Here is a 21,277-nt window from a genome sequence, read left to right as displayed (position 1 = left end):
GCAGCAGCGGCACTGGGCATAACCGTCGATCCGTCGCGAGAGAGCAGTCCGGCGCGGACGAGCCGCTGAAGCTGATACCCGTTCAGTCCACCGGCCCGAGGCAGTGACGCGTGATCGCTTGAGGCCGGCTCTCTGTTGGCAGACAGCTCCTCGATCAGCGTGTGAAGAGTGACGAGCCAGGTCGACCTTGCGCCTGGCAGCACTGGCATACCTGTTGATCGTTCCGCCCATGCCCGGGGGCGTATGAGGTCTTCCATGGTCGTGCACGTTACGTTCATCGTGGCGGCTATGGAGCAATCTCTGGAGAAAATGCTGACGGGAATCACAGGGGTCATAGCGTGCATCGAGCCGACCTTCGCGTCCCCGGACTGAACACTGCTCATCAGGTGATCGGCGATCGCACGGCCTATGCGGGTGAACAGGATTCCCGGCTCACTCGTCGGTCGGCTCACCATGGGCGCCTGGCATCCAGCCTGACGTGTCCGAGGGAAGCTGCCTTGCAAGCCTGGCGCCGGGTGCTGAGACGTCCTCGCTGGTCACCCGACGTCTGAGGTGCCGGGCTTGTCAGCACAGCACCTGCCCCGCCGCGCTCCAGTTGACCGTGGCTGACCGCTTGATCTGGCATGGATCTGGCACGCCGACACCTGCCTTGTAAGTTCGATCAGTCAGCCTCTGCCGCCAGCGCCCTCATGGCTGCCCATGTCGCGCAGCGACGTGCATGACCACCGTGGTCCGCTGCCGCTGATGTCGGCTGTAGATGTCAGATCCCACCGCGGTATGGCCATCGGTACGCAGGCGGGCGCCCCGCCTGCCTCTGAGCGTCAGGCCGGCGGGGCACCTGGTACGCATCGCCTGGATCCCGAACGCGTGATCGAAAGTAAGGCCTACGTGCGTGATTGCCGCTGCTGACCCTTTGGGAATGTCTGAAGTTGATTGTCCAACCACTACTCAGAGGAAGGCCCCGACTACTAGCATTCAAGATCTCGACCACGGCACGAGGTGGCGATCTATGCGCAGGGGTGCGAGGTGGTACTCCGCAAGCACCGCCGACCGGGGTGCAGAATGTCCAATCAGGCCGCCCCCCTTCGTCAAAACGGGTGACGGGGTTGACCGCCGCTAGCGTCGCGGCCTGCGGGGACACCAAACCGCAACAAGGATCACGCTCGTTCGCACTGCAGGGGGGGTGCCCTTAGTGTTTACTAAAGTAGTCCGCAGGGTAGTCTGGAGAGGTAACGGTGAGTCATGTCATGATCGCGTAGAGTGCGCCATACGGACGGACAGGTCGTCTCCCGCAGTCGCATTCTGGGATCGCCTCAGCAGGGGAGACTGGGCAGATGATCCGTATTTCACACGACCTCCAGACGATGACCAGATCCACAATGCGGCGAAAATTTTCGCCAAGATCGAATACGTGGGTCAGCACGGAATCCCATTGAACCGCTCGGACATCAATAGCCTCCGAGACGGAATCTGGGAATTCAGGCACCATCATCACCGGCTCGCTTACTTTGACACACCAGGCGACGGCACCTTCGCGGCAAAGCGTCGCATCAGGGACCGCCAGATCGTTGACCCCGAAGGGGCAGATGATTTCTGGTGGTATCCGCACATGGATGCGGTTTTGCGATTGACAAATGGTTGGGCGAAGGAGGACCAGCTAGCCCCACCAGAGGAAATTGAGACAGCGTTGAGAATTCGAGAGGAGGATGTACAACATGACAAGCAACGAGAAAAGTCTGATTGATCAGTACCAGAGCTTCCCCCGGGGTGCGCAAGAACTCTCGGCCGCGCGACTGGCTCAGTCGGTCGCTAGGGCACTCGACAGCAGCCTTAGTGCAAGTGGTAAGACGGCTCGTGAGATCGCCAAGCTCCTCGGAGTCACCGAGGGCGCAGTTTCCCAAGTGCTGAACGCGGAAGGAAACGTGCGCATTGCAACGCTAGGGCGCTATCTCCGGGCGATGGGTTATCAGGCCCGGATTGAGGTGACGCCGATCGACGCTTCTGTTCCACCTGTAGCCCAGCCGCGACGCCGACAGCGTCGGGAGCCGACAGGTAACTCTGCGATACCGCGAGAAAAGTCGGTGACGGTCTCGGTCTCGCGATGCAATGTAACTGACGGGAACGTCGTGGCTCAGGCGCTGTTGCTTGTCCTCCCCCACGACGAACCGGCTGCGGCGAGCGCCGCACAGAGCCACGCCAACAGGGAAAACCCGGTGTGGCACATTCTCGACGCTGGCATGCCGGAGAATTCCTTGCGCGAAGGATGGCGAATGTCTGCTTCATCTCGGAGGGCTCAGCGTTCTAGCCGGTCGAGGTCGAGCGATTCTCGCGGTGTCGATGAGAGCGCAGGGACTCGCGGATGAGTGCAGCGAAAATAGAGCAAACGGTCCTCATCAGCGACTCCGCCTCCCTTCTCGAAGTTCTCCTTGGTGACGCCATGGTGACCAGGGGCCCCGCCCTAAATCACAAGCCGGGGCCCGTCGAGCTATCGATTGACTCAACGGCAAGCTTTTCTCCGCATTCGCATCCACCCAACGCCGGGGGGTTGGTTGTCTGCAAGGATGACTATGTAGCGGAGATGAAGAACCAGAACGAAGAACTGGTTGCCAAAATTAAGGCGTCTTTCGTTGCGGCATTTGCCGTAGATTTCGAGAACGATCCCGGACCAGACGTCTTGAATGAATTTGCCAACTCAACCGGCAGATTGGTCATGCGGCCCTACGCTAGAGAGTTCATGCAACAGATGTCCATTCGCATGGGACTGCCTGCACTCACTCTTGAGGTGCTCCGTTTCAAGGGTTCTGTTGTGGAAGAAGCAGACGGGGAGCAATCACTCGAAGGTGAAGGGTTCGGTACGTAGACAATCCGCGCCCAAGCGTTCGTGACAAAACGTCGCGTAATAACCGACCCCGGCCAGCTCTACTGGTTCGGGGTCGTTCGCATATCCGGAGCCATGATTCAATCGCAGGAGCGACGGCAATTTCTAAGGCGGGTCTACAGGGAGCGAGTAATTTGCTTGGCTGAGGGCCCCTCCCGAGGTCGGTGTAGCGGCTTTGGGCGGGAGCTGCCATGGGGCGAGAGATCGGGGCCCGTAAGCTTGCCGCGACTCGGGCAGTCTGCGGACCCGCCCGCTAAAGCCCGATGTGGGCCCCGATCTTCGAGGCTCGCCCCCATGGTGGCTGCCTAAAGCCGCGGAGCCGACCGCCCCAGCCCCGTGCCGGCCGTTCTCACTTCGGACAAGACGCCTCGCTCCAGCCGCGCGACTGGCGTAGCCGGGGACGGAGCGGGGCGGAGACAGGAGCGTCGTCCCCGGCGGTGACGCCGGGGAGCGCGCGGCGAGCGGAGCGAGACGCCTTGATGAAGTAGGGAAAGATCTACCACGCTGAAGTCGGGCACTGCGTGGGTCGTGCCCGAACATGGCCGCCGACCGCACCTGGTGGGAGCGGCCGACGGCGGGTCCGGAGATTGTCAGGCAGATGTGGCGGCCTCCCGGCCCCTTCGCGTCCGGCGGTGGAGGATCTCGTCGAAGGTGGCGCGGGCACCCGTGGGATCGATGTAGTGCATTGCCAGGAGGGCGGCGATGACGGCGCCGACCAGGTCGTTCTGGACCTCGGACCAGGTGTGGGCGTCGCCGCAGGTGGTGAGGCCCTTCAGGCCGTGGAGGGCGTGCATGGCCTCGCCGGCCTCCTCGGCGACCTTGCCGACCTGGAGGCTCTTGAGCTCCTCGTCGGGTAGGTGGGCGCCAGCCGCTCGGCAGACTGCGGAGAGCTTCTCGATGTTGTCCCACAGGGTGTCCACGTCGGACCTCCGATCAATGGGTTCGGTTATTCCTGTGCAGGTCGTCCGAGCTGGCGTACGGTCCATCCGGCCATGCGCCAGGCGTCGGCGTCGATGAGGTTGCGGAGGTCGACGAGGACCTGGTCCGCGACCAGTGGGGCGAGGGCCTTGGGGTCGGCCTCTCGGAAGTGGGGCCACTCGGTGGCCAGGACGATCAGTTGGGTGCCTTGGACGGAGTCGTCGAGGGCTTCGGCGTAGTCGAGCTCCGGGTGCCGGCGCAGTGCCGTGGGCACGGCGTGCGGGTCGTGGACGGTGACGGTCGCGCCACGCTGGTGCATGAGGGCGGCGACCGCGAGGGCCGGAGATTCACGGACGTCGTCGGTGCCTGCCTTGAAGGAGGCGCCCCAGACGGTGACGCGTACGCCGTCGACGGAGCGGCCGAGAGTCTGCTCGATGAGCTTCAGCGCAGCGGTGGGGCGGGATTCGTTGACCTGCTCTGCCGCCCGCACTAGGGTCGCTGCCTCGGTGGCTCCGAGGGTGCTGGCTGAGGCTGTGAAGGCGCGGACGTCCTTGGGGAGGCAGCCGCCGCCGTAGCCGGGTCCGGCGTTGAGGCCGCCGCGGCCGATACGGGGGTCGAGGCCGATGGCTTCGGTGAGCTGCTGGACGTCGGCTCCGGCGGCGGTACACATGTCGGCGACGCCGTTGATGAACGAGATCTTCATGCCGAGGTAGGCGTTGGCGGCGCCCTTGATGAGTTCGGCGGTGGCGGGGTCGGTGACGAACAGCGGGATCCCGTTCGCCAGGAGAGGTGCGTAGACCTGGCGTACGGCGTCCTCTGCGCGGGCCGAGGGGACCCCGACGACGATCCGGTCGGGTCGCAAGGTGTCGTCGATGGCGTGGCCCTCGCGGAGGAACTCCGGGTTCCAGACGACCTCCACGTCCTCACCGGCCGGGGAGAGACGCGCGAGGAGTGCGCCGAGGTCGCGTGAGGTACCGACGGTGACGGTGGACTTGCCGATGATCACCGTCGGGCGAGACAGGTGCGGGGCGAGGGCGCGGGCGGCGCCGAAGACCTGGCCGGTGTCGTAGCTGCGTCCGTCCGCGTCGATCGGCGTGCCCACGGCGAGGAAGTGGACGTCCGCGAACTCGGCCGCCTCTTCGAGGCTGGTGGTGAACCGCAGTCGTCCGGTGGCGGTGTGGGTGGTGAGGAGTTCGGGCAGGCCGTCCTCGTAGATGGGGCACTCGCCGGCGTTGAGGCGGTCGATCTTCGCCTGGTCCAGGTCTACGCCGATGACCTCGTGGCCGATCTCGGCCATGGCAGCGGCGTGGGGGATGCCCAGGTGACCGCAGCCGATGACGGATACGCGCATGGGGCCGACGCTCCTTTCCTTGCCTCTCGCCCGCCCGGTGAGTCCGGGCCGGCCGGGTGCGTCACGCTAGCGTCACCACCCGGGGCGGCCCTCTTCGTGCAGGTAAATCAACCAGCGTGCTGCTTCAGGAGATTGACCAGTGCGGGCAACGCCTCAGCGGCGGTTGCCCGGCACACCAAGTCACCGTCCTGGGGCCCCTCCAGCGGGTACGGCATGAACTGGCCGTCGTGCCAGAAGCCCTCCGGGTCCAGGTAGACGACCTGCATCCCGCGAGCGCGGGCACGAGCCTGGACCTTGCGTCGGTCGGCGTGAAGGCCGACGACGAGGAGGGCCTTGGCGCCGTCGACCCACTCGACGTCGGGTACGGCCTGGTCGTAGCGGCGCATAAAGCACTCGTCGAGCCCGGCCCGCGCGGCGAGCACGTCGAAGTTGTTGGTGATGACCGGACCGACGAGGTGCCCAGCGTTCTTCAGTTCCTTCAGTGCCCACATGGCTGGGGTCGGCTCAGCCAGGAAGCAGGCACGGAACATCTCCACGAATTCCGCAGTCTTCTCCTCCGGCTCCGTCAGCACCTCATGGAGGAGTGTGTCCGCTGTCGGGGAGAGGGTGAAGCGGTGCTCCCGCGGCTCGTGGCCCTGGCGGTCGGTGACCCGGTAGATCTCGTGGAGCCGGTGCAGGGGCGGGATGCCCGCCTCGACCGACGTACCGCATCCGATCTCCACCTGGAACGGCCGCAGGTCTGCGAGGACGGACAGGTCAGGCACGCGGGTCGGGATGCCGGGGCGGTCTTTGAACCGGATTCCGGTGGAGAGCACGTTCCAGGGCAGTTGCCGGACAGCGGGCGGCGGTGCGTAGGACACCGAGGCGATCTGCACGTCCAGGCTCCGGTAGCCGGCTGGGAGGGTGCGGCCCGCAGAGGCGTCCTGGGGGTGGACGTCGTGCTCGGTGATCCGGCACTTCAGATCCCGTCGGGTCCATAAGAATCCACCAGGAGCCTCCTTCCAGCCGCCAGCGGCGAGCGAATCCCACAGGGCGTCATGGTGCGCGGCGACCTCGTCGGCCGGGGCGGACGCGGAGTGATAGAGGTACAGGTCGGTCAAGCCGATGGCCGGCGCAGCCGTGGTGGGCACCAGGCCGTACCGGTAGCGGTAGTGGATGATCCGCCGCCGTGCGTCGTCGGAGGCCGCCCAGCCGGACTGGCCGGCGGTGGCCTTCTCCTGGGTGCGGCGCCAGATGCCTTCCTCGATGTAGCGGGGGCGGTCGGCGTCGCCGAAGTACGTCTTCCAGACCTGCTGCTGGTCGGGGACGAGCTGGTCGATGACGATGTACGGGATGTCCATGATCCCTCCCTGGGGAATCACGCGTGGATGTTCCACATGGCTGACGAGGTGCAGGCCGTCCCGCCCCGGGCAGCCGAAGCCGCGCTGAGCGGGGCGGTTCTTCAGCGCCGCTCGACGAGAGAGCAGCGTGGGAGGCTCCGGCGGTCGAGCGCGGGCAGACGGCGTCGGTATCGGGAGCGGCCTCAGCGGTCGGAGGGCAGGCTCGCGTCCGGTGCGACGGCGGTGGGCCGATGGCCAGCTCCTTCAAGCAACGGGCCGGCGTGCTCACGCAGTGCCCAGGTCGGGCCGACCAGGCCGGCGACGGCCAGAAACGTGAGCGCGATTCGCCCTCCGTGGTCGGCCCGTGCGGTTCTGGACGTGGCGATTCGGGCATGGCGGCGCCGCGCCCCGGTCACGAGGTACCGCCGAGGGCGCGTTCGTGTGCATCCAAGAGGCGGCTGGTCTGCGCGTACAACCGCTCCAGCTCGGCCGTGGTGAGGATGAGGGCGCCATTGAGGGTCGAGCCGTCATCGAAGTGGAACTCGACGGGAACCGAACCTTGCCGGGCCCTCGGGTCGTAGACCGCGTCCCGGCCGGCCAGCAGCGTGGCGTGGGTGGCCTTGACCGGCACGGGTCTGAGCGTCGTCCCGTCGGCGGGCGCGGACCACTGGGTCCCGCCCCCGGGCGGGCGCAGGTGGTAGGTCGTGGCGGAGCCCTCACCAGGAAGAGCGACCACGACCCCCACACGGTCCTGGCGGGCGCTGTCGGTGGCGAGGTCGCCAAGCCGGGGAACGAAGGGAGCTGCGGTACCTAACTCGGATCCCTGCGAGGGAAGGTGGGGAGAACGTCGTTGCGTCATGCCCTGAAGTTAGGGACAGGGCAACCCTCGAATATGAGCCGGAGGAATACGACCCCTATCCGTCCAGGTGAAAGCGGTCGGACATGCGCCGCAGCTTCTCCCGCGTGGCTGCTCGTTCCGCGTAGACGATGCTGCGAAGCGTCGAACGGGCGATGGGGTGGTTCCGTACGAGCTGGGGCGCGATCCGCTCAGCCGTCTCCAACTCGGTCAGGGCCTTTCCCCGGTTCCCGTCCCACAGCCAGGCGCGCGCGACGTCCATGTGGTGGTGACCCTGCCGGGAGTTGGGCAGTGACCCGACCAGTACTGGGCTGGTACGGCGGTTTATCTCCAGTGCCTTGCCCTGCTCGCCCATTTCCAGAGCCACGCTGATCGCGTGGATCTGCACGTTCCCGGCGGAGAACGTCAGCGAATGCCGGTCGTACACAGGTGCTCCGACGTACGCGTCCATGCGTTCGGCAGCGTCCTTCGCGTGTCCGATCCGGTCCTCAGCCTCCGAGGCGCGGCCGGCTCGGGCGGCAGAGACCGCAGCCCGTAGCTGCAGCGTGCCCCAGGCCCGCACGGCCAGCGGCTCGCCACGGTCGTACTCCTGCGCCACCGAGGTGATCGCCTTGTCCGAGAGCGTCAGAGCGTCGGCCCAGTCAGCCGTCGCCCACATGTCCCAGACCCTCATCCAGTCGGCGACGGCGGGCAGCACCGGATCTCCCGACAACCTGGCTGACCATGCGGCGCGTTCGCAGGCCATGGCGACCAGTTCGGGGTGTCCGAGGGAGTGGGCGGCGGTGTGTGCGAACTTGCAGCACACGGCGTAGATGGCATACGCCTCCTCCCGCTCGTGCCCCTCCGACTCCTCAGCCAGGGCGCGCGCCTCGCGGAACAGGTCCGGGAGAACCCGGAGAATCGCCACGTTGGAAGCGGTGTCCCGCAAGCGGTGCAGCCGGGTTACCTCACGCCACAGCTGTGATGCGGGCCGCGGTGCGCCGTCGAAGACGGGGACGAGGTCGTAGCGGCGCAGCTCGCGCAGGATCGACGAGGCGGCAACCTGCCACTGGTTGTCGTCGGGGGAGCTGCTGTATGGCCGCCCGATCAGGTCGTTCGGATGGACGTGCAGCTCTGCGGCCACCTGGTTGAGCAGCCCGACCCGGTCCAGCTCGATCAGGCCACGTTCCATCTTCGAGACCCAGCCCTGCGACTTCCCCAGGGCCGTCGCCAGGTCGGCCTGCGGCATACCCAACCGCAGCCTCGCCCTGCGGACGCGCTTGCCGATCTCCTCGGCTTCCTCCAGCATCAGGACACCTCCCGGCCGCCGGACGATCCGGTGCGATCGCCGGTCTGTCCGTACAGAGTTCGTCTCCAGCACGGTACCCATGACGCGGCTTGCGCGTGAGTCCCGCTGTCGGGACAGGCACGCCACAGCCGCGCCCCCTGCTTCGCCGTGAAGTGCCGACACGAGGCAAGGGGACTTGTGCCCTATCGGCGGCCGGCCTGTCCGAGCCAGGTGCCCAGTCCTACGCCGTTACTGCTCCACGACAGCGGATCATGTTGATGAGGAACACACCACGTCGCATTTCGCAGGAGGCATCCAGTGACCGTCGTGACCGTCTTGCACCCGGGATCCATGGGCGCGGCGGTCATCGCTGAGTTAGTCGCTAGCGGCCATGAGGTGCTGTGGGTACCCAAGGAGCGCAGCGAGAACACGTGGCGCCGAGCGAGGGAGGCCCGCGCCACACCTTGCGACTCGCTCGCGGAAGCGCTGTCCCGTAGCGCGGTGGTTCTCTCGGTCTGCCCACCGCAGGCGGCGGAGGACGTGGCAGCGGCCGTGGCTGCGCACGCCTTCGCGGGGGTATACGTCGATGTCAATGCCATCAGTCCCCAGCGCATGCGGCGCATCGCCGACGAGATCCGTCCCGGCTTCGACGTCGTCGACGGCGCCGTCTTCGGTCCGCCGCCATGTGAAGGGCGTACGGCACGGCTCTATCTCGCTGGGGCCGGCCCCGCCGTCGACCTGGTGGAGCCGCTGTTTGCGAAGTCCTCGCTGCATGTACGCCGGGCAGGCGAGGCCATCGGTTCCGCTTCCGCCCTGAAGATGGCCTTCGCCAGTTATCAGAAAGCCGCTCGTACTCTCGCAGCGGTCTCCCACGCGCTCGCACGCGCTCATGGAGTCGGCGACCAGCTCACAGCTGAAGCCGAGATCATGGTCTCTGCGATCCTCTCCGATCCGGAGTACCTGCCGAGCGTGGCTGCCCGAGCCTGGCGCTGGGCGCCCGAGATGGCAGAGGTCGCCGATACTCTCCGGGCGGCCGACCTGCCCGCGGACATGGCCGAGGCTACGGCTCGGACCCTTTCGTTCTGGGAGCAGGACAAGGACCAGTACGAATTGCCGGTCGCGCAGGTCCTCTCTCAGCTCCGGTCAGGAAGAACGACTTGACCCCGCTGCTGCTGAGGGTGCCCACCCAGGGTTGATCACCTCCGCCGAGGCCGAGAGGTAGCGGTGGGTGTGGCCGGTGCCGCAGGCTGCGGGTGGGTTACGGGGCGCAGGACGCTGCTGCGTGCCTGTGCCGCCTGAGCTTGCCGGCTTGGAGCGGGCCTCTGCGAGAGCCGTTGTACGCGCCAGGCCAGTGTGCGTGCTGGGGAGCGGGCGTCGTCGAGGGCGCGTTCGTCTGACGCCTGCTGCAACAGGCGTCCGGGATCGTGGCCTGCGGTCTCCGCGGCGGCCAAGGCGGTAGTCAGCGCATCGGTGGCGGGGTCGGTGAGGATTTGGTCAGCGTGTGCGGGGGTGGTCTGGCGGATGAGCTGGGCGTACCGGACTGCGACCTTCTGAGGCGGTCGGTGCTGGCCGGAGGCGAGCAGGTGCCCGGATGAGGTTCGTTCGTAGGCGGCCTGGAGGTGGAGCAGAGTCTGGTGGGCGGCTGCGGCCTGCTGGTTGTGCTGTTGTTGGTCGTGCCAGCGGGCGGCGGCGATGACGGCCAAGAGCGCGGCATCGAGGAACATCGCCAGGAGAGCTCCGTCCTTGGGTGATGGCTCGCGGAGCATAGATTTCACTGCCCCGCGCAGGGCACGGGCGTGGTGGTGTTCGGCATGAATACGTGAACGGGTCGCCCGTTCGAAGGCAGAGGCTGCCGCCCGAAGTTCACTACGGATGTCCGGTGGTGCGGTGAGGGCCACGGCGTCGAGTGCTTCGCCGAGGGCGGCCAGGTGGGCCTGGGCGGCTTCGGTGTCCGGTCGGCCGAGGTGGTGAGGGATGCGCTCCGTGGCTGCGGTGGCTTGGTGCCACGGGTACGGCCGTAGATGCCCGTTGGGATTGCCGGCAGGGATGTCTGCTGCGGTGAGACGGCTCTGGATCTTGGGGAGGGAGAGGTCCGGTGACAGCGTCGAGCCGGAGAACCACACCGGTTTTCCTTCGGTGTTCGTGTCGTGTTCCAGGGCGACTTTGTAGCCGCGGGGTTCTCCGGAGGGGAAGTGCAGGACCTCGACGAGGACGCCGTTGGTGCGGGTGAGTAGAGCGAGGAACTCCTCGGTGTTGGTGGCGGCAGCCGCTGCTGTGCGGACAAGGGTGCGCAGGCGTGCGCGGGCGGGCTTGTCGTGGCCGGCCCGGTGGGCCTTCTCCTGCTCGGCGCGGGTGGGCCGTTTCGCGGCGGTGCGGTCTCCGCGTACGACTTGGAAGAGGCCGTATTCCTTCTCGATGGCTGCGAGTTCGCGGTCGGCGGTGAGGTAGTCGTTCCAGTGGCGTGCGGTGCGCAGGTCGCCTCGGATCTTGGTGGCAGCGATGTGGATGTGGTCGTCGGCATGCCGGACGGCGACCCACCGGCAGCCGTCCGGATCGTCTGTCGGTGCGATGCCGGTCGCTGTGACGACACGGCGGGCGATGTCCGCCCATTCGGCGTCGTCGAGGATGCGGTCGCCGGGTGCGGCGCGGACGGAGCAGTGCCACACGTGCTGCTTCGGGGCCCGGCCGAGTCGCCTGGCCTGCTGGGCGCGTAGGTCGAGGTCGGCCACGAGGAGCTTCTTCGTGGCGGCGGTGTCGTCGGTGCGGCCGGGGTCGGGTGCGAAGCCGTCCCAGGAGGCGACGAGGTGCGGGTCGGTGTGCTCGTTGGCCCGGCCGGGGCCGTAGAGGTAGCGGATGAGGCCGGCTGTGCTCTTGCCGCTGCTGATCTTCGCGATCACCGTGGCCCCTTTGTGGCGGCAACCTGATTGGTGGCTGCTGCGATGTGGCGGACGGCTGTGCTGGCCGTGCTGAGGACGCGTTCCGCATGGTCGAGGAGTGCGGTGTCCCCAGGGTGTGGACGGTCGCCGGAGTTGAGCTTCTTGGCGATCTGGTTGACGTTGTGGCCGATCTTGGCGACTTCACCTCGGAGGGCTGCGAGTTCGTCGATGTAGTCGTCGAGCTGAGTGCGCTGACCAGGCAGCGTGAGGTCTCCCTGTATGTGGGCCATGACGACGGCGCCGACGTAGTGGGCGGCGGCGATGTTCAGCGAGCGGGCCACGGTGAGGATCGCTGTTTTCTCGTCGGTGCTGTAGCGGACGTCCACGCGTTCCTTGCGCTGGGTCTCTTTGCGCTGACGGCGGCGGGCGACTCGGTGCAGTGCGGCGGCTTCGGCGGCACGCTGCGGCAGCACGGTGCGGGTGGTGGTGTCGACGGGCTTGTTCCGGTCGAGCGCCCCCTGGCGCCCGAGCTCCTCCGCCACCCCCGGGGCGGAGGCATCTGCGTTGGACCGGCCCGTGGACGGTCCAATGCCATACCTTGCTCCGCCTGATGCCGGGGTGGAGGTGGTCTGCTGCTGCGCCGACGAGGGCTCGCGGACGGGCCTGTGCATGAGGGCTCCTGCAAGCGGTGGTGGAGGGAGAGGGCCCGTTCCTCCGGTGCTGGTTCATGGGAGGAACGGGCTGGGGTGGTGTGGGGTGCGAGGTTCAGTCGGTGCTTGTGGTGATGGCGTCGAGTTCGGCCTGCAGCAGGTCCTTGACCTTGTCCAGGCGGGCGCGTGACATGCCGAATCCGTTGTCCCGGATCGCTTTCTCGACGTTGCGGCGTGAAACGCCGTTGCCTCGTCCGAGGGGAGCCGTGCGGCCGATGGCCACTGCCTGCTCCAGGGAAACGCTCGACTGCTTGCCTCCCGGCTTACCGGGCTGCTGCGGCACATCCGTGTCCGTGTCCGTGGTGTGTGGCGGCGCGAGTTCACCGATGGTGTGTTCCGCGCCGGGTTCGTGGCGGTCGTCGCTGTTGCGGCGGTCGGTGGCTGTGGGGCGTCGGGCGACGAGGAGGTAGAAGTGGACGGCTCCGGCCAGGGCGAGTGGGGCGATGGCGGAGATGACTCCGACGGTGATGTTGTCGAGGGCGAGGTTGGTGTGGCGGGTCTGCTGGTTGAGGCGGACGGCGTGCAGGACGTTGGCCCAGATGCTTGTGGCGGTGGCGACGCCGACCAAGGCGGAGACGTAGAGGCGGGCGGACAGGGGTGCGGTCCGCAGGATGAGCAGGGCGCCGATCCCGATGGCGATGAACCCGTCGATGACGAGGGGGAAGGCGTAGGTGAGCGCCGGGTGGATGTGGCTGGCGGCGGCCATCTGACGCAGCGCGTCGTAGGAGAGTGCGAAGGCGGCCACGGCCAGCAGCGACACGCCCGTGCGGATCGCGGTGGCCAGTGGCAGCGGGGCAGACGGTGCCGCGGTGATGGCGGGGGAGGACAAAGGGAAATGCTCCAGAGTGCGGGGTGCGGCTGAGGTGGCCCTGAGGGCGGGGGACCCGTCACGACTCGTCGCGTGCCTGGTCAGGGCCGGTACGAGTGCGGCGGTAGTGACGAGTCGACTCGTCACCGGACCGCGACTCGTCACCGCGCTGACCTGCGCGGAGACGGGTCGTGACGGGTCGTGCCGGGTCAGGCCCCGGTCGCCGTTTCGGGGGTGGGCTCGGGGCAGTAGCGCGCCCAGGAGTCGGCGAACTGCAGGCGGGTGAAGCCTCGGGCCTGGACGTTGCCGTGGAAGCGGCGGGTGACCGAGCTGATGTCGTACTCCTTGAGCAGGAGTTGCAGGCCCCGAGAGGTCAGCCCGTGGGTGGTGTACTCCGCCCAGGGCATTTCGTCGTCCTGGTTGAGGATGTCGAGGAGCCGGCTGGTGCGGAGTGCCGGCGGGTTGCCTTCAGTGGTGAAGGCGCGGCGGATGTCGGCCAGGAGGCGGCTGCCCAGGCTGCTGCGGTCTTGGTCGTGCTCGGCTTCGTGCTTGGCCATGATCTGGCAGGCGGTGCGGGCGAGGTCCGGCCATGCTCCGCCGGCGAGGTCGGCAACGCTCACCAGCGGCTGCCAGGTGTCGGCCGCCCGGTCTTCGACCGGCATGGCCGGTGTCAGCTCCATCGCCTCGGCGTGCAGGGGAGTCAGCCAGGCGACGAGCCGGTCACGTAGCGCGTGGAGGGGCGGGGTGTCGCGGAAAGTACGGAACTCCGCCACCTTCTCGCCCGGCCTGCGGCGCCGCATCCGGATCACGATCGACCGGTCCATGATCGTGTCCGGCAGGTCGCCGATGCCGGCGAGGGCCGCCATGGCGAACGTGGGGAACTTTGAGACCTCGTGGTTGGGTCCGGAGACCCGCAGGGTGGGGCGGTTGCGCTGGTGCCCCGCGTTGAGCAGGCCACGCATCTCCTCGTTCTTCTCCGCGACCTTCGCAGAGCCGAAGAGCGTGTCGGCCTCGTCGACCAGCAGGGTGGGCGGAGTGGCGGTGATCGACCGGAACACCGCGGCGGCCGACGCGTTGACCGTGATCAGCGGATCGTGGACGCTCTCGGTGATCACGTCCAGCAGCCGAGACTTGCCGCACCGCTTCGCCGGCCCCACCACGGCCAGTCGCGGAGCGTGCTGCCACGCCGTCTGCAAGTGCGTAGCCGCAACCCACAGGGTCACGGCCGTGAACGCCTCCCCGCTCGGCAGTACGACGTAGCGGCGAATCTGCTCCCGCAGCTCCGCGAGCACCGCCTCACCCTCGGACGGCGGAGCAGGTTCGGGCTCCTCCGCCGACGGCCGTACGGGCTCGGTGGGGCGGCCGGGTATGGCCACCGGCGGCCATAGGGCGGCGGTGTTCGGAAGGGATGGCGTGCTCTGGGCGGGATCGTCCATACTGGACACGTAGCTCCTCCGCTTGCGGGCCAATGGGACGGCAATCCCGGCCTCGCAGGTCAGTCGTTCAGGGATGGGCGGCATGAGGTTTGCGCTCTGAGCCCCTCGGTGTTGGGTCACCGGGGGGCTTTTTGTATGTCGGGGGCTGGTAGAAGGCATGCCTCAGCGGATCGGTGCGGTCTGCTGGGGTGCTTTACAGTACCACGGACTATGCAGATCGCATAGCGCTATGCGATCTGCAGAACAGATGCTAATCTTGTTCCATGCCGCACAACCGGCGGTACACGCAGCGAACGGGAGGAGGGGGCGATGCCGGATGACGAGGGAAACCCTGAGGGCGTGCTCCTCAGCGGCGAGGACAACGCCGCTGTGCGGGTCAAACTGGAGCGCGAGAAACGCGGCTGGAGCACCACCACGCTGTCCGACCGCATGAACGACGTCGGCTTCGACATGAACCCGTCTGCGGTCTGGCGCATCGAGAACCGCAAGCGCCGGATCAACCTCGATGAGGCCATCGGCTTCGCCGAGATCTTCGGCGTCCCGCTCAGCAACTTCGTCGGGCCGCCCAGCCTGGCGACCATGGGCCGGGCCATGGAGCTGATCGACAACGTCGTCGCCGCCTACAGAGCCTCCAACCGTGCCAACCACGAGGCACGCAAGGCCCGCGACCAGCTCGACGCCTATCTCGCCGACCACCCGGACATCCGCGAAGAGGCTGACGTGATGGTCTCCAACGCCATCGCCACCGAACTGATGAAGCGCAACGAAGAGTACGGGCCCGCCTCGGACTCATAGCGGCCCACACCACCTGGCGCAGCGGGAACGCAAACCCCCGCTGTGGCCGTCCTGCCCATCCCATCCCTGAACGACATGAGGCCAGGCCCGGGGTTGCCGCCCCGTCCGCCGGCCGGAACCGGAGCACTCACTTGCGCCCTTCGGCGATACCGCACGCCCCTGTTCAGCACCCGCGACCGCAGGGGGAGGTGACCACTACCGACACCCTCCTCACCGTGGAGCAGGCAGCCGAGCGGCTTGGCACCGGCGTGCGCTTCATCCGGCGACTCATCCAGGAGCGCCGCATCCGCTACGTCAAGCTCGGCAAGCCCGTACGGATCCCTGAGAGCGCCATCGCCGCGTACATCGAGGAGCGCACCGTTCCGACTCTTGGCGACGCGCGTTCCCGCTTCGGGAAGGCAGCCTGATGGCCGTCCGTAAGCCGCAGCGGCGGCGCGAGTTCGGCACCGTTCGTCAGCTCCCGTCGGGGCGGTGGCAGACGCGCTACTGGGCTCCGGACGGCAGCCGTCGCACCGCCCCGGAGACCTTCGAGACGCGTACCGAGGCCCAGACCTGGCTCACGCTCACCCAGGCCGACATCGAGCGCAAGCACTGGGTTGATCCCGACGCCGGCTCGATCAACTTCGAGACGTACGCCATGAAGTGGGTCGAGGAACGCGGGCTCTCCGCCACCACGGAGGAGCTGTACCGAAGGCTCCTGCGCCTGCACCTGCTGCCCGTGTTCGCCTCGGTGAACCTGGATGACATCACGCCGCCGGGCGTGCGCACCTGGCGGGTCGAGCGGCTGGGGGCTACCGGTGCGACGACCGTGGCCAAGTCCTACCGCCTTCTCAAGGCCATCATGGAGACGGCGGCCGACGACGAGCTGATCCGCCGCAACCCCTGCCGGATCAGGGGCGCAGGCAGCGAGAAGGCCAAGGAACGCCCGACGGCCACCGTCGAACAGGTCGACGCGCTCGCCGACGTCATGGGACCGAGGTGGCGGCTGATGGTCTACCTCGGCGCCTACGGGCCCATGCGCCCGGAGGAGCAGGCCGCCCTTCGACGGCCCGACGTCACCCTCGAACCGCTTGCGGTCAAGGTTCGGGACGCTGCACCCGAGCTGACCACCGGGCGTCGCGTTGAAGGCGACACCAAGTCGGCCGCGGGAAGGCGAACCCTCTTCCTGCCCGCCTTCCTGTACATCGAGGTGAAGCGTCACCTCGACTGGTACGCCGAGAAGGAACCCGACGGGCTCCTGTTCGTCGGGGAGAGGGGCGCCCCCTTCCGCCGGTCCACCTTCGGCCGCAAGTGGCGCAGGGCCCGCGGCCAGGTCGGCCTGCCGGAGGGCTTCCGCTTCTACGACCTCCGGCACACCGGCCACACCCTGTCCACCCAGTCCGGCGCCACGCTCAAGGACACGATGGTCCGCGCCGGCCAGTCCTCGGAGAAGGCGGCGCTGATCTACCAGCACTCCGATGGTGAGCGGCAACGGGAGGTCGCCAGGGGTATCGATGCTCGCGTCCAGGCCGCCCGCCAGTGTCCGGCGCGCGAAGCCTGAATTGGCCGCAGGGGCGTGTGGCACCACACCGCGCGCCCTTGCGGCCCGGGCGATAGATCTTGGCGGCGTGGAAGATTCATCGAAAGTGCAAGATTCGCGTGATCGACTAAAGTTCCTGCGGTAGCCTCCTCGGAGTAACGCAAGCTGTCGTGGATCGGAGTGATGCGTGGACGCGAACGTCGACGGGCCTATGCCGTCTTGGGCCAGTGGTCGATTTGGGGAAGATGTCGCCGGCCTTCGACTCGCGATTCAGATGGGGCTCCTCGACACGGAGTCGGCGATGCTTGAGTCGCATCTGGCTGGTCGGTCCAAGCACAAGTTCGCTGCTGGGGCGGCGCGCATGACCAATCAGTACGACCGGATCGCTGAGCACGTGCTTGACCTTGGCATCCCCGGGACCGAACTCATCAAGCCTGGCACGTTCTACGAGCTTGTGTTGGTGCACAACACCATCCTCTGCCCCTACCGCGTGGACTCGGTCGACGGCTTTGAGCCGGGCGACAAGTGGCCGAAGAAGCTGTCTCTCGTGATGCGGGAGCTGTTCGCCCTTACCGATGCGCCAGCACCCCGATGGATCGCGGATCCTCTGGTTGTAGTGGAAGGCCCGGAGCTGCTTCTTCGGCGATCACTGGCTGATCTTGCGCAGAGGGACCCCCGCCCCGGCCTGGTCCTCATCCCGTACGAGATGAACATGAGTGGTCTGCAGCGCGCCTGGTGGGGCCAGGCGAATCTCTTGGACGATGCTGGGAACCTGCAGTGGGTGACCGAGAAGTCTCTGCTCACGACCGGTGCCGAGAGCCGTATCTACGCTGTACCGAACCAGCGCGCAGGGGATAACTTTGCCTCTGGTGATCTTCCTGAGGTTGCGCTTTCCACACGCAGCGAGGCGGCCCGTGCCACGGGAACTCCGCCGCAGAGTGAGACCGAGTACGAAGCGTTCGTGAACGCTGCTGAGGACAATGAACATTGAGCAACCACTACTGCCGGGGACGAGCCTGGGCGGTACTTCGCCGAGGGCAGTCTGGGACGGTTTCCACGCACCTAGGCTGACTCAGGCACGTCGCCTTGCCGGCCTCACCAAGCGCGAGGTCGCGGACGGTATAGGCGTGTCGGCAGCTGCTGTTGGCCAGTACGAGGCGGGTACCAACCGTCCTCGCCCTGAGCTCATTCCTCGGTTGGCCGACGTGCTGGACGTGCCCATTCAGTTCTTCGTCGCAGGCCGCCCGATGGGTAAAGTCGATAGCTCCATGGCTCACTTTCGGGCCTTGCGTTCCACATCCGGGGCGCAGCGAGAGCGGGCCCTCGGCTTCGTCGAACAGGTTTGGGAACTCACTCACGCGCTGGAGAAGCGCGTGCAGCTTCCTCTCGTGAACCTTCCCGGCTTCACAGGAGGCGAGGTATGCCCCGGCGCCGAGCTACCTGACGACCCCGTGGGTGCTGCCCGAGCGCTCCGGCATCACTGGGGGCTGGGTGACGGCCCTGTGCGCCACCTAGCTCGCCGGATGGAAGCGAATGGCCTCATCGTCGTCGCGCCGGCGGAAGCCGAGGAGGCTGCGGCTAAAGTCGATGCTTTCTCCAGCTCTGGGCTGTTGAGACCCGTTGTAGTCCTCACGCCAAATCGCGCCGACGATGTCTACCGATACCGCTTCAGCGCGGCCCATGAACTCGGGCACCTGGTTCTCCACGCGGGTGCTACTGGCGACAGCCGTTTGGAGCGTGAAGCAGATGCGTTCGCTGCCGAGTTCCTCACCCCTCGGGAATCGATCCATCCGCTGCTACCGCAGAGGGTGGACCTTGCGCGGTTGGCCGGCCTGTCGCAGACCTGGGGCGTCTCGGTGAGCTCGCTCGTCTACCGGTACCGCGAACTTGGGCTTGTCTCTGATGCGACGATCAGTCGTGCGTACCAGCGGTTGCGAGGGCTCAGCGCGCAGCCCGGTTTCGCCCCGCAATCGGTACGTGGGTACCCCGGCGAACAGCCGGTGATGCTCAGTAAGGCATTCGAGCTGGCAGAGCAAGACACGGGACTGACGATACGTGCGCTTGCTGCGGAACTTGCGTGGAAGCCGGCGAGGGTACGTGAGCTGCTGGGGATGCCCGACAGCCGCCCTGTACTGAGACTTGTCTGATGAGTGGCTGGGGGAAGGGACTTGCATCGCTTCCCCAGCGACTGCCAGTCCATTGCCGTGGGACGAGAGTCAGAAATCCATCAAGAGCCCGCACTCTCGACGTACTTGATGACGTAAGGGGTCCCATCGCTTGAGTGACGTAGAGACTGCCCTGGCCATCGCCACGCGCGTGCTGGTGCTGGGCGTCATCGGCGCGGTGCCGACCATCGCCTTCGCCGCCGCCGAGTCCAAGGTGGGCCGGTGGCGGCGGAGACAGGCCGACAGAGTCCGCACCCTCCGCAGACGGCTGACCGTCCGCTTGGCACGGCACACGCTCACCCGGGCCGACGAGGCGATTTCCCCGGTGCTCCCCGACAATGGACTACACACCAGGCCGCTGATCGAGCAATCCATCACGCGCTGGTGGCACGAGGCCGTGATCGGCCTGCCCGCCGGCCTCATCTTCATGGCCTTCTTCGGCTACCTCGCCTCGTACGCGGTGGAGGTCTCCGAGGTCTTCCGCCGACCGCTGCCCCCACCGAACGCGAACCCGCAGGAAGAGGAAGGGGCGTACAGCGGCCTCGACCCTCTCGCCAGCCTCTACGCCGGGACCAGGGACGCGGTCCTGTTCTTCGTGGACCAGGCGGAGGATCTGGTACACCGCCTACAGAAGCTGTGGGGCCAGCCGTGGGAAAAGCCCTGGGACACGGCCACCACGCTCGTGTTCCTGATGCTCGTATACGTCGTGATCGACCTGGCTCGCCGGATACTTCCCGCAATCCTCGCCGCCTTCGGGGTAGCCCACAGGAAGAAGGAGCCGCCGTCGCTGCGCTCCGGCCTCGGTGTCGTGTTCGCCCCAGCCGTCGACAACCATGACGAGCAGCAGCACCGGCCGGTCGCAGTGATCCTCAGCTACGCCACTGGCGCCGCCCGAGCCCATCAGGAGATGGGTGAACGGTCCCCTCTGGACGCCCAGCGAGTCTCGGTGCGCGGCGTCGAAAGTGTCATACGACGGGCCTGGAAGGTCCGCCACGGCAAGCCCAAGCCGCCCCACCGTCGTGAACTCAAGACCCACGCCGCGAAGGTCGTGGGCGCGCTGCGCCGGGCCGAGGAACGCCAGTACACCGACGAAGACCCGGGCATGGCGTTGAGGGACCTCACCGAGATGCTGCTCACCATCGCCGAGCGATACGCGGAAGGCCGCACCGGACAGCTCCTGGACGATGTCGACGAGATCGAACCGGTGACCGACCGGACCGCGCTCCGCGTGGCCGGCGCCGTCGCCGTGTTTCTCCTCATCCTGTTCGGCGCCCCCAAGCTCGGCCTGCCGGAATCCGTCACAGGATCACTCCAAGGGATCGCCGCTATCGCGGCCGTCGCCCTATTCTTCAACCACCGGTACAACGCTACAGACCTGGTCGACATCTTCCGAGGCGCCGACCGTAAGTGAGAGGTACGGCCCGCATGGCAGTTCCTCCGCGATTCGCCAGCTTGGCTGCTGGACCGGGCCCCCACCTGGTCCGTCAACAACACGGCCGCAGCCTGGCTCAAATTGGCGCTGAGAGCCTTGCTTGAACCACCGAGGCTTGAGCGACTCCGCATATGGACGGTCTGGCAGCAGTAGCTCCGGGCGTCACGGCATCGATTCCCTGAGAGTCAGCGGAGATTACGGGCTAACTAACGCAGTCCGTACGCGTGGCTGTAGGGCGCTTCGGCGTCGGTGGCGCGGAGGAAGTGAGGCTGCTTTTTGGGCCCGGACATGGAGATGATCGGCAACTCCTGTCGCTGGCCCTGAAACGCCTGGGCCAGCGACATGCCCTGGCCGAGTAGGTGGGTGTTGTCTGCCCGGGCCTCCTCGTCGTCCGGCTCCTACAGAGGCAGAACGGCACGGCAGCCCATTCCAGTGTCGCGGGGTCGTGGTGGGCGTCCGATGCGACAAGAGATGCGGCGGAATCGAAACGTAACTCCAGACGATTCAGGCACGTCAGAAGCTCCGCCCCCGCGGGTGCGGCACCAGTCATGTGGTCAAACGCTACCCACTGGTCCCGCTGCCTGTGGGGCGTTTCCTGATACCAGCGACGTCCCTCTGCCCAATGGGGAGAGTCTTGGCTTTTCCCGCAGCAGTGAGCGTGCCGGGAGGCGGGCAAGTGGCCCGGATCACGGACCATGCGTCCCACTGTCGGACGCGGGTGCCGCCCGAGGTGGTGCGGGGTGGTGCGCCGCGTGCCCTCCGGGCTGGGTATTTCCGGGAGATAGGGCACGTGGAGGGCACGGCAGGTCGTGAGAGGTCTAGACAACGACGAACCCCCAGGTCGATGACCTGGGAGTTCGTGGAAGAGCGGGTGACGAGAATCGAACTCGCGCTCTGAGCTTGGGAAGCTCATGTTCTACCATTAAACTACACCCGCGAAGCGCGCC

General features: G+C 67.0%; 18 protein-coding genes and 1 tRNA gene. 9 read left to right on the top strand and 10 right to left on the bottom strand.

The window, feature by feature from the left end; genetic code table 11:
* Positions 1 to 1,411: 1,411 nt before the first annotated feature.
* Both ACFWVP_RS07630 and ACFWVP_RS07625 read left to right on the top strand, forming a co-directional pair.
* A complete protein-coding gene (locus tag ACFWVP_RS07630) occupies positions 1,412 to 1,744 on the top strand; it encodes a hypothetical protein (RefSeq protein ID WP_384494430.1) in 333 nt (110 codons plus the stop codon).
* 615 nt (positions 1,745 to 2,359) lie between these two features.
* Positions 2,360 to 2,860: a hypothetical protein gene (locus ACFWVP_RS07625; RefSeq protein WP_384494429.1), complete on the top strand. Its 501-nt coding sequence runs from the start codon at positions 2,360 to 2,362 to the stop codon at positions 2,858 to 2,860.
* 608 nt (positions 2,861 to 3,468) lie between these two features.
* Here ACFWVP_RS07625 and ACFWVP_RS07620 read toward each other — a convergent pair.
* The 5 genes from ACFWVP_RS07620 to ACFWVP_RS07600 form a co-directional block, all read right to left on the bottom strand.
* Complete coding sequence (locus tag ACFWVP_RS07620) at positions 3,469 to 3,798, bottom strand: MazG-like family protein (RefSeq protein ID WP_384494427.1); 330 nt, start codon at positions 3,796 to 3,798, stop codon at positions 3,469 to 3,471.
* Between the two features lie 26 nt (positions 3,799 to 3,824).
* On the bottom strand, positions 3,825 to 5,147 hold the full coding sequence (locus tag ACFWVP_RS07615; RefSeq protein ID WP_384494426.1) for a UDP-glucose dehydrogenase family protein: 1,323 nt from the start codon (positions 5,145 to 5,147) through the stop codon (positions 3,825 to 3,827).
* Positions 5,148 to 5,254: 107 nt separating this feature from the next.
* On the bottom strand, positions 5,255 to 6,487 hold the full coding sequence (locus ACFWVP_RS07610) for a hypothetical protein (protein WP_384494425.1): 1,233 nt from the start codon (positions 6,485 to 6,487) through the stop codon (positions 5,255 to 5,257).
* A gap of 391 nt (positions 6,488 to 6,878) precedes the next feature.
* Positions 6,879 to 7,202, bottom strand: coding sequence for a hypothetical protein (locus tag ACFWVP_RS07605; protein ID WP_244167327.1), 324 nt, complete (start codon positions 7,200 to 7,202; stop codon positions 6,879 to 6,881).
* Positions 7,203 to 7,380: 178 nt separating this feature from the next.
* Positions 7,381 to 8,610, bottom strand: coding sequence for a helix-turn-helix domain-containing protein (locus ACFWVP_RS07600; protein WP_384494423.1), 1,230 nt, complete (start codon positions 8,608 to 8,610; stop codon positions 7,381 to 7,383).
* Positions 8,611 to 8,907: 297 nt separating this feature from the next.
* Here ACFWVP_RS07600 and ACFWVP_RS07595 point away from each other — a divergent pair, with 297 nt between their 5' ends.
* Positions 8,908 to 9,750, top strand: a complete 843-nt coding sequence (locus ACFWVP_RS07595; RefSeq protein WP_384494421.1) for a DUF1932 domain-containing protein — start codon at positions 8,908 to 8,910, stop codon at positions 9,748 to 9,750.
* A gap of 35 nt (positions 9,751 to 9,785) precedes the next feature.
* Here the strand turns inward: ACFWVP_RS07595 and ACFWVP_RS07590 are convergent, their stop codons facing one another.
* From ACFWVP_RS07590 to ACFWVP_RS07575, 4 genes are all read right to left on the bottom strand, one after another.
* Entirely contained in the window at positions 9,786 to 11,486 is a 1,701-nt protein-coding gene (locus ACFWVP_RS07590) for a relaxase/mobilization nuclease domain-containing protein (protein WP_384494419.1), read from the bottom strand.
* A complete protein-coding gene (gene mobC / locus ACFWVP_RS07585; RefSeq protein WP_384494418.1) occupies positions 11,483 to 12,136 on the bottom strand; it encodes a plasmid mobilization relaxosome protein MobC in 654 nt (217 codons plus the stop codon). Before mobC ends, ACFWVP_RS07590 begins: the two co-directional genes overlap by 4 nt.
* A gap of 94 nt (positions 12,137 to 12,230) precedes the next feature.
* Complete coding sequence (locus tag ACFWVP_RS07580; protein WP_384494417.1) at positions 12,231 to 13,004, bottom strand: DUF2637 domain-containing protein; 774 nt, start codon at positions 13,002 to 13,004, stop codon at positions 12,231 to 12,233.
* A 188-nt stretch (positions 13,005 to 13,192) separates the two neighbouring features.
* Complete coding sequence (locus ACFWVP_RS07575) at positions 13,193 to 14,419, bottom strand: DUF3631 domain-containing protein (RefSeq protein ID WP_384494731.1); 1,227 nt, start codon at positions 14,417 to 14,419, stop codon at positions 13,193 to 13,195.
* Positions 14,420 to 14,728: 309 nt separating this feature from the next.
* Between ACFWVP_RS07575 and ACFWVP_RS07570 the strand changes: the two genes are divergently transcribed.
* The 6 genes from ACFWVP_RS07570 to ACFWVP_RS07545 all read left to right on the top strand — a co-directional run bounded on the left by ACFWVP_RS07570 (position 14,729) and on the right by ACFWVP_RS07545 (position 20,309).
* A complete protein-coding gene (locus ACFWVP_RS07570) occupies positions 14,729 to 15,214 on the top strand; it encodes a helix-turn-helix domain-containing protein (protein WP_384494415.1) in 486 nt (161 codons plus the stop codon).
* 188 nt (positions 15,215 to 15,402) lie between these two features.
* Entirely contained in the window at positions 15,403 to 15,621 is a 219-nt protein-coding gene (locus tag ACFWVP_RS07565) for a helix-turn-helix domain-containing protein (RefSeq protein WP_014046958.1), read from the top strand.
* Positions 15,621 to 16,754: a tyrosine-type recombinase/integrase gene (locus ACFWVP_RS07560; RefSeq protein ID WP_384494413.1), complete on the top strand. Its 1,134-nt coding sequence runs from the start codon at positions 15,621 to 15,623 to the stop codon at positions 16,752 to 16,754. Before ACFWVP_RS07565 ends, ACFWVP_RS07560 begins: the two co-directional genes overlap by 1 nt.
* A 166-nt stretch (positions 16,755 to 16,920) precedes the next feature.
* Complete coding sequence (locus tag ACFWVP_RS07555) at positions 16,921 to 17,724, top strand: hypothetical protein (protein ID WP_384494411.1); 804 nt, start codon at positions 16,921 to 16,923, stop codon at positions 17,722 to 17,724.
* Positions 17,714 to 18,880, top strand: coding sequence for a helix-turn-helix domain-containing protein (locus ACFWVP_RS07550; protein ID WP_384494409.1), 1,167 nt, complete (start codon positions 17,714 to 17,716; stop codon positions 18,878 to 18,880). The genes ACFWVP_RS07555 and ACFWVP_RS07550 overlap by 11 nt, the downstream gene beginning before the upstream one ends.
* Before the next feature lie 130 nt (positions 18,881 to 19,010).
* Positions 19,011 to 20,309, top strand: a complete 1,299-nt coding sequence (locus ACFWVP_RS07545; RefSeq protein WP_384494407.1) for a hypothetical protein — start codon at positions 19,011 to 19,013, stop codon at positions 20,307 to 20,309.
* Between the two features lie 887 nt (positions 20,310 to 21,196).
* On the opposite strand, the gene ACFWVP_RS07540 is transcribed toward ACFWVP_RS07545, so the two are convergent.
* A tRNA-Gly gene (locus tag ACFWVP_RS07540) sits at positions 21,197 to 21,267 on the bottom strand.
* Positions 21,268 to 21,277 lie beyond the last annotated feature (10 nt).

The organism is Streptomyces sp. NPDC058637 (assembly GCF_042717325.1).
GTDB lineage: Bacteria > Actinomycetota > Actinomycetes > Streptomycetales > Streptomycetaceae > Streptomyces.
This window is presented reverse-complemented; position numbering and strand designations above follow the sequence as displayed.